This window comes from Paenibacillus sp. JNUCC 35 (genome assembly GCF_058269095.1).
Genome location: NZ_CM177771.1, coordinates 3062419 through 3080353 on the forward strand (window position 1 = coordinate 3062419; position 17935 = coordinate 3080353).

Annotated in this window: 14 protein-coding genes and 2 pseudogenes; 14 read left to right on the top strand and 2 right to left on the bottom strand. The window is 45.0% G+C overall.

Annotated features, from left to right (window positions below; all coding sequences use genetic code 11):
- Positions 1–126 precede the first annotated feature (126 nt).
- The 3 genes from AC2TF6_RS13935 to AC2TF6_RS13945 all read left to right on the top strand — a co-directional run bounded on the left by AC2TF6_RS13935 (position 127) and on the right by AC2TF6_RS13945 (position 5737).
- Positions 127–273, top strand: coding sequence for a hypothetical protein (locus tag AC2TF6_RS13935; protein ID WP_491311526.1), 147 nt, complete (start codon positions 127–129; stop codon positions 271–273).
- A gap of 594 nt (positions 274–867) precedes the next feature.
- Positions 868–2238, top strand: coding sequence for a PepSY-associated TM helix domain-containing protein (locus AC2TF6_RS13940; RefSeq protein WP_491311655.1), 1371 nt, complete (start codon positions 868–870; stop codon positions 2236–2238).
- A gap of 334 nt (positions 2239–2572) precedes the next feature.
- Entirely contained in the window at positions 2573–5737 is a 3165-nt protein-coding gene (locus AC2TF6_RS13945; RefSeq protein WP_491311527.1) for a hybrid sensor histidine kinase/response regulator, read from the top strand.
- A 140-nt stretch (positions 5738–5877) separates the two neighbouring features.
- Here AC2TF6_RS13945 and AC2TF6_RS13950 read toward each other — a convergent pair whose 3' ends face one another.
- Positions 5878–6780, bottom strand: a complete 903-nt coding sequence (locus AC2TF6_RS13950; RefSeq protein ID WP_491311528.1) for a LysR substrate-binding domain-containing protein — start codon at positions 6778–6780, stop codon at positions 5878–5880.
- 266 nt (positions 6781–7046) lie between these two features.
- Between AC2TF6_RS13950 and AC2TF6_RS13955 the strand changes: the two genes are divergently transcribed.
- The 11 genes and pseudogenes from AC2TF6_RS13955 to AC2TF6_RS14005 all read left to right on the top strand — a co-directional run bounded on the left by AC2TF6_RS13955 (position 7047) and on the right by AC2TF6_RS14005 (position 16601).
- On the top strand, positions 7047–8534 hold the full coding sequence (locus tag AC2TF6_RS13955; protein WP_491311529.1) for an SLC13 family permease: 1488 nt from the start codon (positions 7047–7049) through the stop codon (positions 8532–8534).
- 17 nt (positions 8535–8551) lie between these two features.
- On the top strand, positions 8552–9790 hold the full coding sequence (locus tag AC2TF6_RS13960) for a 2,3-bisphosphoglycerate-independent phosphoglycerate mutase (protein ID WP_491311530.1): 1239 nt from the start codon (positions 8552–8554) through the stop codon (positions 9788–9790).
- Positions 9791–10082: 292 nt separating this feature from the next.
- Positions 10083–10718 (top strand): CPBP family glutamic-type intramembrane protease, encoded by a 636-nt coding sequence (locus tag AC2TF6_RS13965; protein WP_491311531.1) that lies wholly within the window; start codon positions 10083–10085, stop codon positions 10716–10718.
- Between the two features lie 212 nt (positions 10719–10930).
- Positions 10931–11443: a P-loop nucleotide/nucleoside kinase family protein gene (locus tag AC2TF6_RS13970; protein WP_491311532.1), complete on the top strand. Its 513-nt coding sequence runs from the start codon at positions 10931–10933 to the stop codon at positions 11441–11443.
- Positions 11444–11538: 95 nt separating this feature from the next.
- Positions 11539–11886 (top strand): annotated as a pseudogene (locus AC2TF6_RS13975) (VOC family protein).
- A gap of 130 nt (positions 11887–12016) precedes the next feature.
- On the top strand, positions 12017–12418 hold the full coding sequence (locus tag AC2TF6_RS13980) for an Rrf2 family transcriptional regulator (protein ID WP_491311533.1): 402 nt from the start codon (positions 12017–12019) through the stop codon (positions 12416–12418).
- Positions 12419–12719: 301 nt separating this feature from the next.
- A pseudogene (locus AC2TF6_RS13985) lies at positions 12720–13182 on the top strand (DinB family protein).
- Between the two features lie 174 nt (positions 13183–13356).
- On the top strand, positions 13357–14256 hold the full coding sequence (locus AC2TF6_RS13990) for a methyltransferase domain-containing protein (RefSeq protein WP_491311534.1): 900 nt from the start codon (positions 13357–13359) through the stop codon (positions 14254–14256).
- 50 nt (positions 14257–14306) lie between these two features.
- Positions 14307–15218, top strand: coding sequence for an NAD(P)/FAD-dependent oxidoreductase (locus tag AC2TF6_RS13995; protein WP_491311535.1), 912 nt, complete (start codon positions 14307–14309; stop codon positions 15216–15218).
- Between the two features lie 175 nt (positions 15219–15393).
- Entirely contained in the window at positions 15394–15807 is a 414-nt protein-coding gene (locus AC2TF6_RS14000; RefSeq protein ID WP_491311536.1) for an RrF2 family transcriptional regulator, read from the top strand.
- Positions 15808–15941: 134 nt separating this feature from the next.
- Positions 15942–16601: a nitroreductase family protein gene (locus tag AC2TF6_RS14005; RefSeq protein ID WP_491311537.1), complete on the top strand. Its 660-nt coding sequence runs from the start codon at positions 15942–15944 to the stop codon at positions 16599–16601.
- A gap of 85 nt (positions 16602–16686) precedes the next feature.
- On the opposite strand, the gene AC2TF6_RS14010 is transcribed toward AC2TF6_RS14005, so the two are convergent.
- Positions 16687–17849 (bottom strand): IS3 family transposase gene (locus AC2TF6_RS14010; protein ID WP_491311538.1). Its coding sequence is split into 2 segments (ribosomal slippage): positions 16687–17573 and positions 17573–17849, totalling 1164 coding nucleotides; the frame shifts between segments, so codons are not numbered across the junction.
- Positions 17850–17935 lie beyond the last annotated feature (86 nt).

A 17935-nucleotide genomic window follows, 5' to 3' on the forward strand; every position in this document is an offset into this window, starting at 1 on the left:
TAGTCAGGTCACGATCCAGTGCATGGAGAACATGATCATGATCGGCGGCGGTAGTCACGTTTCATCGTTACAGTTGAGACAAGCACTGCGATTCACAACCTTCTCAACACATTGGAGGAAGAAGATGTGTTTGTTGAGATTACAGTAGGCGGCCAAGCCTGTGAATTCCCTCAGAAGTACATCGTTAGCCTTGAGCTTATTGAATCCGCGCTCCTCCAATTATTAGCAGATATATCTGCTGAACTCGTCTGGGAAATTATTGAGAAGGAATAGCTTCAATCGTGCCTCTCATAATTTCACCGATAGACCCCATAACGATGAACCGTACCACAAGTAACGGCGAAAAATAATGTGCTGGAACAGAAAACGGGACAAGAACCAGTAGTAGTACTAGAGGCAACGGGACATCACCACCGGGGGCTCGTGGCCTACATGCAGCGAAGTGGGTTTTGCCACAAGGTAATCAATCCTTTGCAATTCGAGCGAGCAAAGGTGTCGGAGGACAAGAACATATAACGTAAAGGAGTCGCATGGTTGCGGCTTTTTTTGTTTTAACGATACATGTTCTTGTCCCAAGTCAAAGACAAGAACATATATCGTTAAGCGCAACTGAGATTAATTCTTATTAATCACTTGTCCAAACAGAGTCGGCTTTTCAAACGGATCACCTAACTCGTAATGGCGGCGCCTGCCAGAGCCCCAAGCAGATCTACACCGATGAAACACTGGAGATTAATTTGACGGTCTTCCGACCAAGGTTACAAGTGCCTTGAGAATGCCAGAATATAGCCCAATTGAGTCATTGTAACGAGAAACCGTATTGCTATAATAGAAAAGGCTGAAAAGAAAAATGAAGGGAAATGGATGATGGAGAAAACTAATTATAATCGTTTTTGGCGATGGCATTTTTATGCAGCATTATTTATTACGCCACTTCTTATTACACTAACATTAAGCGGCATCGGGTATTTGTTTTATACAAATGTAGAGAATAACTTGTACAAAAATGAATTTTTTAACAAAGGAAGCCAAACAGAACAATTGACGATAGATCAAGGTATTGAGAAAGCAAAGCAAACATTCAAAGATTATTCGGTTTCAAAAGTTATTGTGTTAGAGGATCCATATAATACGCGTTTGACGATGACAAATAAAGATGGCGATCAAAAATATGTATTTTTAGATCCGAATTATCAAATTGTCGGCAGCCAAAATCCAAAATATACGTTTTCCAATGTGATGAGAGAGGTCCATAGTTCACTCTTTGTGGGGGGAACTATTGTTAACTACTTAGTTGAATTGGCCGCATGCTGGGCAATCTTCCTGCTTCTATCCGGTATTTATATGACATTCAAAGGAAGGGCATTGAAGAAGGAGCCGAATCCAACCAAGCGGCAAAAGAATCTGAAATGGCATGCACTAATAGGTACAATCATTACAATTCCAATGGTTATCATTATTTTTACGGGATTGCCTTGGTCAGCCCTTATGGGTGATTTTATATACTCCGCAGCTCAAAAGCATCCGTCTATTGGAACTCCAGCATTAAAACAGAATCCACCTACTTCGGATATGAGCGAAATTCCTTGGGCTACTCGTAAAAACGAGCCACCGACTTCAAGCGGAGGATCTCATGCTGAACACAACGGTATGGCTAATATGGATAATACGTCCAACCCAAGTGGAATGATCACGGTCCAACAGTTGATGAACGAGGTTAATCAAGAAAATATTTCCAAGCCATACTCCATTATTTATCCAAAAAACGAGCAAGGGGTATATACCGTTTCTAAAGGAAGTAATACGGGAGTGACCGGCTTAGACGTTAGCCCATATGATGAAGTAACAAGCTATTTTGATCAGTATAGCGGTAAATTGATTTCAAAGGTCGGTTTTGAAGATTATGGAATTCTAGCCAAATGGTTTACATGGGGAATCCCACTGCATGAAGGTCACTTATTTGGCTGGCTCAATAAAGTATTGAATCTGGTTGTATGTCTTTCGTTCTTGCTCGTTATTTTCTGGGGCTTTAGAACGTGGTTAGCTAGGAAAAAGAAAAATTCCTTGTCGGCTCCGCCGAACCTATCAAGTAGTAAGCTATCGGTTGGATTCATTATTTTCATGCTGTTATTAGGATGTATGATGCCGCTATTTGGCATTTCCTTAATTTTGGTAGTATTGATTGAAATTATTCTTTCTGTCAAAAAGAAATTTCAAAATGTGAATATTCCCAAGTAGGCATTTCAAGTACTTAGGAGCGGGAATTTTTCCGTTCCTTTTTTATTATTCGATGAGCAAATATTAACATCTTCCAATCCCCTGCAAATCTTAAGATTTACTGGGCCTTCACGAAGACGGGCTCGCTCGATTAAGATGGCACAGACCATTTTCATAAAGGAATGAGCAAAGGACATTTTGCTCATTCTTTTTTTATTTCAATATAAAAAAACTAAAGTTTGCTAAGTAAGTATGGCTGTATAATAGAAACAAGGAAACTCCTGGCATGAAGGAAAATATGAGTTAGTGTCTACATAAATGTTTTAGAAGAGAAAGAATAGGAGAGGTATATTTCTTGGGAAATCATTCATCGAAATACCAAATAAAGAAGAGCAGTATGCTTGTAATGCTAGGATTATTATTGATTATTTTATCCGGTTCGCGCATTTTGTGGATGGAAATGTTTCGTGATCAAAAACATGAGCCGATTAAAAACGGGCAATTCGATTTGCGCAATTGGAATGCAGAGGACGGGGAAATTGTTTTACTTGATGGGGAATGGGAGTTTTATCCCTCACAAAGGCTGATGGATGGCAGGCAGTTACAAGGATTTGGCGAGAGTAAGCCAAGGCTTGTTCAGGTTCCGGGAAGATGGAATGAAGCTTTGCATGCCGGGAAGTCAACTCCATACGGATTCGGTTCTTATCGCTTGCGAGTTTATGTAAATCCGGAAAAGGACCTTAATTATAGTATTCGTGTGCCCAGCGTACGCACTGCATCAGAATTATATGTAAACGGTCGATTACTTACTAAATCCGGACAGGTGGCGACAATAAAGGATGAATATATTTCGAAGGACCTGCCTTATTCTACAACCTTTACAGCAGATGACAACGGTGTAATCGAACTCGTCATTCAGGCGGCAAATTATGTGGATAGTCGAAGCGGGGGCATTGTCCGATCCATTAAATTTGGTTCAGAAGAAGCCATTGCCAAAGAGATGAAAGCCTCCATTTTTATGCAGTTCTTGGCAGCGATTATATTTATTATGCATGCTGTCTATGCACTTATTTTGTATTTACTAGGAAATAAGGAAAAGAAGCTGCTTTATTTCAGTTTGCTTGCATTATGTGTAACGATCACGAGTGTCTTTAGTACGGATGAGAAGTTGTTCCATCAATTATTTTACATTGGAAGTAATTGGGATTTTAGGCTGACTAATATTGCTTTCGTTATTGCAGCCTATGCTTTGCTCCAGTGTACGAATCATCGCGAGCTTTCATATTGGCGTAGGATGTACCCTTTCTATAAAATAATGAATCTAGGGACTGCCGGCATCACGTTGTTTTTAAATCCAACTCAGGTGATCATGCTCTTCCCTATTTATTATGTATTAGGTGGTATTGCTGGAGTTATTACGCTGATTACGATGTTTAAAAAAGTAATTAAAGATTTAAAGAGCAATCTTTTACTGCTTTTCTCTTTTCTTGCGTTTAGTAACTATGTTATTTGGTCGTTAATCTTGCTGGATAGCGGTTTGAGTCTTGTCTACTATCCGTTCGACATGATTATTGCGATGGCTTGTTTAGCCTCAGTATGGTTTAAAGATTATTTAATCATGCATGCGAACACGAAAGAGCTTGCGACAACCTTGCAAAGGATGAATGACCATAAAGATCAATTCCTAGCAAATACTTCTCATGAATTTAAAAATCCGCTACATAGCATGCTTAATATGTCACAATCCGTTTTAAAACGGGAGCGGCATTTGTTGCAGGAAAGGAGTATCAAAGAGCTTGAAACGATTTTATCGGTAGGACGCCGAGTGACATTGACCATCAATGATTTGATTGATGTGATGAGTTTACGGGAGGGCAATCCGCGTATACAGCAAAGAGTCCTGTTTATTCAGCCGATTGTGACCGGCGTGCTTGATATGCTGCAATTAAATGCAGAAGTGAAGTCTCTGCAAATTGTAAATCATATTCCTGAAGATTTTCCTCCCGTACATGCGGATGAGAACCGGGTGACTCAAATTATTTTCAATTTACTTCATAACGCAGTGAAATATACAAATGATGGGGTCATTTCGATTCGAGCTTATGTGGAAGAGGGACAAGCCTATATCGTTATTGCGGATACCGGTATCGGGATGGATGAGAACATGCTTAAGCGCCTATTCCGTCCGTATGAGCAAGCCAGCACGAGTGAGACCATGATTGAAGGCGGCTTCGGGTTAGGTTTAAGTATAAGCAAGCAGCTGGTCGAGCTTCAGGGAGGTACGTTAGCCGTGTCCTCTGTTGCAGGAGAAGGCTCTGAATTTAAATTTTCATTAAAGCTGGCAGACTTGGTGGCGGAGGAAGAGAACGATAGGACGAGCGCACTTGAGCCATTGCCATTACGATCCGTGCCGATTCAAGAAAATGTCTGGATAAACGGGGAAAAGGCGGATATCCCGCCGGTCGTGAAACCAACCATTTTATTAGACGTGCATCGCGATCGTCCGCACTTATTAATTGTTGATGATGATCCTATCAACCTTCAAGTGCTTGAAACCATTCTACCGCCGGAAGACTATGAGGTGACGATGGTAACGAGCGGCAAAGAAGCGTTAGCAGTACTGGGTACCAAGGAATGGGATCTGGTCATCTCTGATATTATGATGCCGCAGATGTCCGGTTATGAGCTGACACGGATCATTCGTAAGCGATTTACACTCACTGAGCTCCCTATTTTGCTCCTTACCGCAAGAAGTCAACCGAAAGATATTCAGAGTGGATTTTTGGCGGGAGCCAACGATTATGTGACGAAGCCGGTGGAGGCCATAGAAATAAAATCACGGATCGAGGCACTGACAACGATTAAACAAGTCGTTCGTGAACAATTGCAATTAGAAGCTGCATGGCTCCAAGCGCAGATTCAGCCTCATTTTTTATTTAATGCATTAAATTCTGTAATAGCTTTAAGTGACATTAATTTAGAGAAGATGGGTAATCTGCTCCATGAGCTCAGCCATTTTTTGAGAAATAAATTTAAATTCGAAAATCCGAATGGACTTGTTCCGATTGAAGAGGAGCTAAGTCTAGTGCGCTCTTACTTATATATCGAAAAGATCCGTTTCGAAGACATGCTGCAGATCATTTGGGAGATAGATGACTATGGGGAATTAAAAATCCCATTTCTTACGATCCAGCCTCTCGTTGAAAATGCGATAAGACATGGAGTTATGAAGCGCACCCGCGGTGGGAAGATTGTTATTAGGGTTTCTGTCTATGACACGCATGCAGAGATAACCGTTGAAGACAACGGGATTGGAATGGACAAAGATCAATTACAAAGAATACTGGAAAGAAAAGCAGACAGCAGTTCGGGAGTCGGATTGATTAATACGGATCAGCGATTAAAACGGCACTTTGGAACAGGACTCAATATCCAAAGTACGGTAGGTATAGGGACAAAGGTAACTTTTCGTGTGCGTAACAGGTCGAATAGCGGGGATACGATAGACCTGTTAAGCTGAAGGGTAACACAAATAGTAGTAAAGCGGATGAACCGGGTAGGCTGTTGCTTGCCCGGTCATTTTCATATTTTGCGATACCAACCAAGCAGATCTGGAAAAAACAAGCCAAGACTGCTATCGCGCTTCGGTTGCTTCGCCCTTTAGTTGGAATTTACGTCATAGAATTGATCTAATAATGAAGCAAGTTGTTTGGCCGCAGGAGAAAGATTCTTTTGACGATGATAGACATAACAGATCCCCCTGGTGAAGGTAACCCCTTTTACGGGGATTTTGACGATTAATCCGTTTTTAACTTCTTGTTGAATGGCAAAGTTAGAAACAATCGATACGCCAAGTTCATGAATGACCGCTTGTTTAATTCCTTCCAAGTTACTGATTTCCAGATATTTGGGTGGAGTAAACCCCAATTCCTCAAACTTTCCTTCCAAGTAACTTCGCGTGGCCGATTTGTCAGGTTTTATAATGAACGTTTCGTTGGCCAAGTCCTGTAGGGTACAAACCGGCTTTGCGGCAAGCGGGTGCAGAGGATTGACAATAAGGACAAGCTCGTCCTCATAAAAAGTTTTACTTTCAAAACGGGATTCATCCATCAAAACCCGATCAGACAGAACAAGAAATTCAACTTTATTAGATTCCAACATGTGAATAAGATGGCTAGAAGAAGTAATGCTCATGTTGATTTTAATATTTGGAAACGTTTTGGAATAATTTCGCAGGATCATGGGGAGCAGATAGACACCCACAAAATTGCTCGCACCGAACGATAATGTACCATAGGATAAGTCTTCCAACTGCCTGATATGATCTTTAGCTGAATGCAGCAGGTTGATCATTTGCTCTGCATAAGGCTTGAATTCCTCGCCTTGTTTGGTCAGGTAAAGCTTTTTACCGATCCGGTCAAAAAGTAATACCCCCAACTCCGCCTCAATGCTTTGAATTTGCATGCTTACGGACGGTTGGGAGCAATAGAGCAATTCGGCCGCCTCCGTAAAGTTCAAGCACTCGGATAGAGTGATGAACGTTTGCAGTTTGCTGAAGTTCATGGACAGTTCCCCTTTCAAGGAAATTGTATTATAATGATTTGTTATTGTTTATCAAAGATAATCAAATTGATTGATACAATTATCGTTACTATACTAAAAATGCAAACGAAAATAAATAAAAGGATGGGGATTTAATGAATGAATGAGGGTTGCCAGAGAGACGGGAATGGTAACAAGATGTGATGATTACAAGAATAAAATCAAATGGATTCAAGGAAAAATTTTGCCTATTATAAAAGCGTTATCATTAGACGGGAGGGCACAAGATGTCTGAGGTCAAAGAGAGCTTGGAAAGTGATGTCAAACAGCCGCCGATCAAGAAAAAGAGCAAGATGGAAGAAAGCATGAAGAAGTGGGGGATTCCCCTGGCTATAACGGTCGTATTGCTGCTTTTCTTTATGCCGACGCCTGAAGGCATGAGTGCGCAGGCCCAAAGTTCGATCGCCATATTCACCGGAGCGCTCATTCTTTGGATTACCACCCCGATTCCTATTTATTTGACTTCCATTATTGCCATTTTACTGCTTCCGCTAGTCGGAGCTGTTAAGGATCAATCCGTCGCGTTCGAAACATTAGGGTATGACGTCATCTGGTTGATGGTCTCCGCGTTTATTCTCACCGCTGCTATGATCAAGTCGAATTTGGGCAGAAGATTATCGTTGTGGATGGTCACAAAATTCGGTAAGACGCCGAAAACGACGTTATTCTTATTGATTGTCATCAATTTTATTCTCGCCTTCTTCGTTCCTTCCACTACGGCTAGAGCTACACTTATGGTGCCAATTTGCCTAATTTTGTTGGAAGTCTACAAAGCGATACCGGGTAAAAGTAACCTTGGAAAGACGATGATGCTTCAAGGGGTTCAAGCAGACGCGATTGCGACATCGGGTGTCATGACGGCTACTTCGGGAAACATTATCGCAGTCGGATTCATTAATGATCAAGCAGGAGGCAACATCGGCTACATGGATTGGCTTCTGGCCTCTATGCCCACTGCGATCGTTACGATGCTCATCACGTTCTTCGTGGGATTAAAGCTGTTTTCATTCAAGGACGAAAACAATTTCACAAGCGCAATGGATACGCTTAGGGATGAGTTAAAGAAGTTGGGTTCGTTCTCCCTGGATGAAAAGAAGGCTGTGGCGATCTTTATTTTTACTGTAGTTCTATGGGCGACCGGTGACTATCACAAGGATTGGTTTGGTTTCGAAATCAGTACGGAACAAACGGCCGTGCTCTCTGCGCTCCTGTGTCTCTTGCCCCGAGTCGGTTTGCTGACATGGAAAGAGACCAACATCAAATGGGAACTGATGATTTTCGCGGCAGGTGCCTACGCGGTCGGTAATGCGCTGGATAAATCGAAAGGCGCAGAATGGATAATCAGCAAGGTCGTAGACGCTCTGGGATTAGAGCAGATGAACCATGCTCTCGTTTATATCGTGGTGGTGTTCCTCAGCATGTACAGCCATCTTATTTTTACAAGCAAAACCGTACGAGTGACGATATTGATACCGGCATTCATCGCACTGGCCAAAACGCTCGGAATGGACCCTGTCCCGCTAGCTTTAGCCGCAGCCATGACCATGACGTACACGATTACGCTTCCGCCGCATTCCAAGGTGAATACCATCTATTTCGGGACAGGATATTTTACCGTATTGGATCAAGTGAAATATGCGGTCGTGACATGCTTTATCGGTGCTTGCGTGATCAGCTTGGCCATATTCACCTGGTTTAAAGTAATCGGAATATAGAACATTAGGAGGATACCATGCTGCAGAGAAAAGTTATTTTAGCCATTGCTGACGGGGTAGGAGACCGCCCCCACCCATTGCTTAATCATGAAACGCCGTTGGAATTCGCGAAGACGCCCCATTTGGACAAGCTGGCTTTGATGGGTGTTTCAGGCATGATGGATTTGATCGGTTCGGGCATTCCCGTGGGGACGGATATGGGGCATATGATTTTATTCGGCTACCAGCCGCATCATTATCCTGGACGGGGGCCGATCGAAGCTTTGGGAATCGGAATGGATGTTCAAGAGGGAGATGTCGTGCTTCGGTGTAATTTCGCCACGGTAGACGACAACGGAATCGTTGTCGATCGCAGAGCGGGACGGATACGGCAGGGAACGGATGAAATCGCGGATGCGATCAACGGTTTGGAGCTTCAAGGGGTAAAGGTGTATTTTAAACCGGCAACGGAACATCGAGCGGTACTCATCCTGCGGGGTGCCGGATTGAGCGAAAATATCAGCGATTCCGACCCTAAAGCGCCGAACGATGGATATCCCTATCAAGAGGTGCAGCCGCTGGACGATTCCGCGGAGTCCAAGAGAACGGCATCGATCCTGAATAAGCTTCTTACTAAATTTCACGCCATCTTATCGGATCATCCGGTCAATGCAAAACGTATCGAACAGGGCAAACTGCCCGCCAATTTTATTCTTACCAGGGGAGCCGGGAAGATGGCTCGTCTTGAGCCGATCACAGATGAATTAAATATCAAGGGAAGCTGCATCGCAGGAGAAAGTACGGTTCTCGGCGTTGCACGGCTGGCCGGCTTTAAAGCCATCACGGATAGCAGTATGACAGGAAATATGGATACGAATATTGAGCTGAAAGCTAAACTGGCGATCGAAGAAATCACCCACAGTGACATGGTTTTGGTACATTTCAAGGCGCCTGACCTAAAAGGTCACGATAATGAACCGCTTGAAAAAGCAAAAGCGATCGAGCAGTTCGATAAAATGGTGGGGCTTATCGCTCAGGGGCTGCCTGAAAACACCTATCTCGCATTGGCTGCCGATCACTCAACGCCTTGTGAGGTAGGAGAACATACCGGCGACCCCGTTCCGGTTCTGATCTACGGGCCTAGCGTCCGAAGAGACCGGAATTGGCGGTACAATGAAATTGATTGTGCTTATGGAGGGTTAGGACATTTAACCGGAAATGAATTTGTCCGAACGCTCCACGGTCTTATGGGCCGAGTGAAAAAACTGGGGAATTAGCTATTTAACAATCCACATAGCTTAGTGTACTTCAAAAGAACATTAATCGTTATCCAAGAGAGGCTGGGAATTTTCCCAGCCTCTCTTTTTGATTATCAGTTTGAGTGACATACGATCCAGACATGGAAACTTTTTCCTTGTACATTCGTAAATAAAGCACGGATCCAAGAAGTCGGCTCCTCACATTCACAGCAAATCATCCCACATCAGTAAGCTGTCTCTTGCAAATGCATGAGTTCCGAAAAGAACAGTCATGCGAGAATAAAATCGATAAAGGGGATGGAGACTTGTTATGTTAGGCATTATCGTGATTGTACTGTTGTCATGGCTTTTGGTTCGCTTCACGATTAGGCAGCCGTTGTCCGTACTCGGGTACAATCCAATTGGCCTGCGCCTACGGCAATTTGGAATTGCTTTACTGATTGGACTGGTCGCTTGTGCGGTTGTCAAATGGACAGAGTCTTTGATTACGTCAGCGGGCTGGGAAATAAACTCCGGCTATCGATGGACTGACTTTTTCGCTGCCGGTTGGTGGGTTGTTGTTTCGGCAGCCGCGTTTGGGGTTTATCATTGGTTCTCGCATGGTTTGTTCGGCAACATCCCCGTTATGATCTTTATGTTTGCAACCACTTTTGTGATGGGACTGGTATGGGCGTATGCGTACTCAAAATCGGGTTCCATGGCGATCGCGGCGGGCAGCCATCTCGGCTGGAACGCAACTTCGGCAATCCTATTCTCTGACAGTCCTATTGGTGATCAATTGTTTATTCCGTTTAAAGGTGCCGAGTATGTGCCGCTCACGGGCTTGCCGTCGCTGTTGTTCTTTATCGCTTCGAACACAGCGTTGCCATTAATACTGTTTCTCTGGATCAAGTACAAGATACGAAATCGACCAGAGGCGAAACTGCATTTTTCTGATTCGGTTTAAACTTATACGGTCTTTGCTATTCAGTTTTGCATGAAATACTTTTGACCTGAGTTTGTCGATCGATACGGATTAAAACATAGACCACCGGATGTCGGCAACTAAATTTGTACGCTAGGAAAATAAAGTAGTAGAATGGGAAAATAAACATAAGACCTAGAACGAGAACGAGTACCTCTCGTTTTACTGATGTTGCTGTGAAGGAGGAGAGTTTTATGCTTTATATCTTTAGCGGGTTGCCAGGCACCGGGAAGTCCACGCTATCATCCGCTCTGGCTAGAGAGTTACAGGCAGCGTATCTGCGAGTCGATGTCGTGGAGCAGGCTATGCGGGTTGCCGGAACTTGGGACGATGGACCTGCGGGTTACATCGTGTGTTATGCGATTGCATCGCAGAATCTCCGGTTGGGCCTTGACGTCATAGCAGATACAGTCAATCCTATCCATGAAACGCGTCAAGCTTGGCGCAACGTGGCGGAATCACTTGAAACTCCGTTTATGGAAATCGAAGTGATCTGCTCTGACGATCGTGAACACAGGCATCGAGTCGAAACGCGTGCAGCCGATATACCCGGTTTTGTTCTACCTACTTGGGAGAAGGTCAGGAACCGGCAGTATGATGTTTGGGACCGGGATCGAATCGTCATCGACACAGCTCATCAAACTGTGGCCGAAAGCTTGATAACGTTGACTGAACTGTTAGATCGGGAACGGAGAAAATTTAATTGATTGAGCGAACGACGTAAGTTGAATGACATGCTGAAACAGCTTTAAAAAATGTAATCGGATAGCTAAAAATTTGAAGAAAGACAGGAGCAGATACGATGATAAAAGGTTTTGGAGGCATCTTTTGGAGAACTAGGAATCTTGAAGCTATAAAAAAATGGTACAGTGAGGTGTTGAAGATTGAAATAGAAAACTGGAATGGGACTGTGATAAAACCCTAATCAGGAAATGAGACTATCTTTTCTTTCTTTACCGAGAATGACAGTTATTTTCCTACAGATCAGCAAGTGATGTTAAATTTCCAAGTACATAATCTAGACGAGACTATTAAGCATCTTGAACATATGGGTGTACCTCTTGCAAAGAAAAAAGAGGTTAGTGAATTCGGGAAATTTGTTTGGATTGAAGATCCTGAAGGCCGACTGGTCGAACTCTGGGAGAAATAACGAGTTTGGTTGGACAGGATGAATAGTGCCATGGAATAGATCGAAACAAACCTTCACCTGTTGAAGCTTGACGTAATAAAGCATAATAGTTATTATAGACTTGTTAAGTCTGTGTTTGAGGTGATTATGAATGAAGTACTCCAAGGCTACCGATTATGCCCTCCATACAATGCTCTTTCTTACTGCGGCGACTCCCCAAAAACCAATAGGTGTACAGCAGTTAGCGGAGCGGCAAAATGTGTCTCCAACCTATTTGTCCAAAATACTGACCAAGTTGGTGAAGGCGGGCATGATTGAATCGATAACGGGTGTGAACGGCGGATATCGACTCAAACGAAATTGGGAAAATATTTCGTTCCTAGATATCATCCATGCGATTGAAGGCTCGGCCTCCTTGTTTGATTGCAGTTTCGAACATGGACCAGGATGCCCGATTCAAAAAGTGGTGTTATCGGCAGAAGAGAAGATGGAAGAACAGTTGAGAAATCAGAAAATGTCTGATCTAGTGCGGGAACTGAATATAGTCATGTAACACTTCTTTTTTTTAAGACAATTATAGATAACAATTATCTTTGTTATCTATAATATCGATTTATAATTGCTATGATTGAATCGATTAGGAGGGTGAATGGCGGCTATCGGCTCAAATGAAATTAGGGAAATATTATAACGCTGGTAAATGGGAAAGAGAGGAGACTATGAATATGAAAGCCATTGTGCTTGGACAATACGAGGGGGCGAACTATCATCCTTCTACGTATATTGATCACGAATTACTAACCATATTTGAACATGTTATGGACGTTGAAACCAGGTAAAAGGGGAGCGAGAAGATGGACGTACTCAAAAGCCAGTATGAATTGATCCAACGCACAAGGGAATCATTATTTCGTTATTGCGAAACTTTTTCCCCCACAGATTATGTTAAAGAGGTTGAAACCTTAGGCGGAGTTTCTGTTCGCAGTCTGCATGCTCATGTAGCCGATTGTTATCGGGTATGGTTGGGGAGTCGCGCCCTTGGTAAATCACTTCCCCAAATAAAATCAGAATCCGTTGACAATGTACAGGAAATGCGTGAAGTTTTTAAGAAAACGGATGCTCTGGTTCATGAATTTCTGAATGAATTTAAAAACAAATGGGACCCTACCGTTCAAGCATCCTGGCAGAGTAGAGTTAACCGAATTATGGCTATTTACGCACACCATCACCCACGAATTTCATCATAGAGGACAAATTTTAAAAATGGGCAGGCAACTCGGGTATATCCCGCCGAAAATGAACCTCGTTAAACCTTAGTGTTTTCATTGAAACGGAAACTGAATATAGGTACATAACACTTCTTTTTAAAGTAATTAAAGATAACTAGTATCTCTAAAATCTAAAATATCGAATTCTAGCTGGGAGAATGGAGAATATGCAAGCAGTGACGACAGAAGCACAGCACAATGAGAAAAAAGGGTGATAAATACGATGAGGAATGAACTATTTGATTCGGCGGTATGGGAAAAAGCCTGGAAGGAAGACCCGTATACGGGAGTAAACAAGATGAAGAGGGCAGGCATCGATCCTACGCATTCACTTGATTCAGCGGCCAAGTCGTTCAATAAGGAGGTGTTCAGCGAAGAAGGCAGGCGAAGGACCAGACGGATTATGAACTGGCTAGAGGACCAGGACGTTGAATTTTCGGGATCTTCTGTTCTGGATATAGGTGCGGTGTCGGGTGGCTTTTCCGTACCTTTCGCGGAGCGGGGAGCGGATGTAACGGCGGTAGAAACTTCCCGTCCGATGGTTGAACTCCTGGAGCAAAATAGTTCGGGCCTGACGAATGGAACGGTCAAGGTGGTGCACGAACCTTTCGAAAACATCGATCTTGAGATAAGGGGATGGGAGCGAGCCTTTGATCTCGTCTTTGTCTCCATGTGCCCGGTTCTGGTCGATTGGGCCAGTGTGGAGAAGGTGCTGAGCTGCGCGAGATCGTTCTGCTACATGAGCCTGTCGGTAGGTTCCAGGAAGCACAGCCTGGTCGACGAGGTATGGCCGCTTGTCACCGATCGCCCTCGAAAGACCGAGCATTTGGAGATGATTTACCTGACCCAATTACTGCTGCTAAAGGGATACTCTTATCAATCTTTGGTAACCCGGGAAATGAAAACAACGACGGTCTCCAAAGAGACGGCATTCAATGATACGATGAATTGGTTGAAAATGTACGGTATCGAGACGGACGAGAGGGTTCGTCATATTGTGTCCCGTCATTTGGACACGCGCTATCCCGGCGAACAAGTGGAAATCCGGCAAGGCGGCCGGTTCGGCAAAGTGCTTGTTCGTCTGCAAAATCAGCATATGTACGACAGAGAAGACCGGATCTAGCATGCGGTCGCCATAAATATCGAATAACTAACGAGGAGGATTAAACAATCATGAACAAAGTGGATGTAGCGATTATCGGGGGAGGTCCCGCCGGTTTGAGCGCCGGACTTATGCTGGGACGCGCGAGGAAGCAAACGATTGTCATTGATGAGGGACGTCCCCGCAATGGCGTGACCCGGGAGGCGCACGGGTTTTTGACGCGGGACGGAATCAGCCCGAGTGAATTCCGGCGTATTGCGCAGGAGCAGCTGCGCGTCTATCCATCGGTTTCCCGGGTGGAAGATACCGTAGTGTCGATCTCGGGTGAGGACGGAACCTTCTTGCTGGAGACGGCCGCAGGGATGAAGATCGCCAGCAAAAAGCTGCTTTTTGCCGTAGGCATGAAGGATCGCAAGCTCGAGATTCCGGGATTGACCGAGATCTACGGGAAGAGTGCGTTTGTTTGCCCGTATTGCGATGGTTGGGAATTAAGGGATGAGCCGCTGGTTGTCATTAGCAGGGGAGCGGCACTCATGCATTTCGCTCCATTGTTGTCGGGGTGGACGAAGCGGTTTGTCGTTTGCACGAATGGCCCCGATGAATTGAGCGAGGCTGAACGTGATGAATTGCGGAATCATCATATTCCGCTATTCGATACGCCGATTCGTACCATTATATCCAGCGAGGGTATGGTGAATCATGTTGCGCTTGAGGATGGGACAGAAATTTCGTGCACGGGAATCTTCTTCAAGTCGGAACTGGTTCCGGGAACGGATGTGCCGCAGTCCCTTGGCTGCCGCACATCGGATACGGGGGTGATTGCAGTCGACGAATTTGGAAAATCCAGTGTCCCTGGCGTTTACGCAGCGGGTGACGCGTCTTCACTAATGCATCAATCCATTGCGGCAGCCGCATCAGGTGCTGTAGCCGCGGCGGCAATAAACGGAGAATTAAATCAGGAAGCTTGGCGGACAACGCAATAAATGATCCAACCATCGACTGGCAGCTCTGGATTGGTCCAGAGCTGCTGTTTTTTGGGGAGGCACAAATGTTTGCCCACCGTTGACGAATCTATGAATCTGCTGTATTTTCATATAATGTTACATATCATATGTGAACATCCGTTTCCGGGGTACGCTGTAAACAGGAGGAATTGTTATGATATCTAACCGAGGCACCCAAATCGGTCCGCCGCGTTTCGGCGTTGCCGTGCATGCTTTGATTCTGCTTGCCCAATGCGAAGGAACGCTTTCCAGCGCGGCCATAGCCGGCTGTGTACAATCGCATGCTACCTTCCTCCGCAGAGTATTGGCGCAGCTCACTCACACCGGTATTGTCGGAGCGAGGGAAGGGCGTGGCGGAGGCTACTACTTGAAGCGCCGTCCGGATCAAATTACGCTGGCGGATATATTTATGGCTGTCAAATCGGATTGCTGTGAACAGGGGGTTGAACCCAATTGCGCCGCGGGTCTGCAAATCGATGCGAAGCTCGAAGGGATTATGGGGGAAGTACAGAAGCAGACTGTCGAACTGCTCAAGCAGCATACATTAGCCGATTTGATGCAAGGATAATTTCCGGATTGCAATGTGAGCCGGAACGTTATATACTGTAATCAAATACATTGCAGTTGATCATTCGGCTGCATTTTTATTTAAGATATACTGTGCCTATATTAGACACAGTAATTATTGAGGAGGAGAGAACCATGTCCGTTTCACAACCATCTCTAACGGTGGAGCAGCAGTTTTTCGATGTTATTAAGGATCGCCGATCCGTCCGCAGCTATGATCCCGAAGTCAAGATTTCGCGGGAGCAAATAAACGAAATCTTGCAGCAAGCGACGCTGGCTCCTTCAAGCGCCAATTTGCAGCCGTGGAGGTTCCTCGTTATCGACTCGCCGGAGCTGAAGCAAAAGCTTCTTCCGATCGCGTATAATCAGCAGCAAGTGATCGAGGCATCGGCCGTCATTGCGGTGTTAGGAGATTTGGAGAGCTCTAAATTGGCCGAAAAAATTTACGGAATGGCAGTTGATGCGGGCCACATGGATGCAGAGACGGCTAAATCATTCGTTGAACGCTATCAAGGTATCTTTAAGAGCATGCCTCCGGAGACTATTCGCCGAATCGTTTCCATTGACGGTGGTTTGGTATCCATGCAGCTCATGCTTGTAGCCCGCGCCAAAGGCTACGATACGGTCCCGATGGCCGGCTATGACGAGGCCAAGTTCGTGGAAGCATTCAATATTTCGGAACGGTACGCTCCTGTTATGCTTATCGCCATCGGCAAAGCTGCGAAGCCGGGGCATCCGACGGTCAGATTGCCGATCGAGGATGTCACTTTCTACAACGAAATGCCCACGGCATAAAAATATTCAGTACAAAAAGGCGCCAGAGGATTCAAGGGGATTGGTCATCCCCCCGTCAAGTAGACGCGAATAAAAAGACATGTCATTAAGCAGCAGCCGTTTCCCGGTATTCAACCGGGGAACGGTTGTTTAATTTTTTCTGGAAACGACCATTATTGTAAAACAAGATGTAGTCATGAAGGGTTTGTTCCAGTTCAGAAACAGTCTGGGGAGAAGTAAGATAGACGTTCTCTGTTTTTAAGTGAGAGAAGAAAGATTCTATGGAGGCATTGTCCAAGCAGTTTCCCCGCCTCGAATGGCTGCCCACCATCCCCAGTTTTGCGAGTTTTTCGTTGAATGGCCTTGAGGTGTACTGGAAGCCTTGGTCAGAATGAAGGAGAACGCCTGTAAGGTCCGCCTGTGCACGCAGCTTATCCAGCGTTTTTGTCACAAGAGCAAGGTCATTACGCTCGGAAAGGTGCCAGGACACAATCTCGTTGTTGTAGAGATCCTGGATTGCCGAGAGGTACACAAAACGATCGCCTACACGAATGTAGGTAATATCGGTTACGAGTTTGCGCAGCGGCGCTTGCGCGTGGAACTCGCGCCCCAATCGATTCGGATGAACCACCGATACCTGCTTACCGAAAAAGCGGCGCTTCTTCCGGATGACCGATTGAATGCCGAGCTTCTTCATCAACCGATAAACCCGTTTGTGGTTGACATGCAGCCCCTCCTTCCGTAAAGCAGCCGTCATGCGCAAGTAGCCGAAGTAAGGACGCAAACGGTGCATGGCCATCAAGTGGTCCGCTAGCAGCAACTCCTGCTCCTTGCGTGGATCTGGCCTCAAGCATCTCTTTCGCCACTTGTAGTAACCGGCCCGTGAAATGTCCGCCAGGTGAAGCAGCCACTTCAGCGAATACTCTCGTCTCATTTCCTCGATAATCTCACATCGACTGCCTTTGTTCGTCACTCCCCGTGTAGATTTGGATACCGCTTTTTTAAGTATGCAATCTCCGCTCTTAAATAAGCCATTTCTTCTTCCATACTCGCAAACTCGGTCTTCGGTTGTCCCTCACGAGCGGTCTCTTGTACAAGGGGCTGCCCCTCTCGATATCGCTGGACCCAAACGAGTACCTGACTCTTATTGCGTATGCCCAGTTCTTTGGCGGCTTCTCGATAAGACACGTTCTCCTCGGTCACGAGTCGAACCGCCCTCATTCTAAGTTCATCTGGATACTTGTTATTTGTTCGACCTGTTTTCCCCATGAAAAATCCCCTCCGGTAGGCAACGTTTAAGTCCATCTTAACAGATGTCTTTTTATTCGCGTCTACTTGACGGGGGGATGACCAGA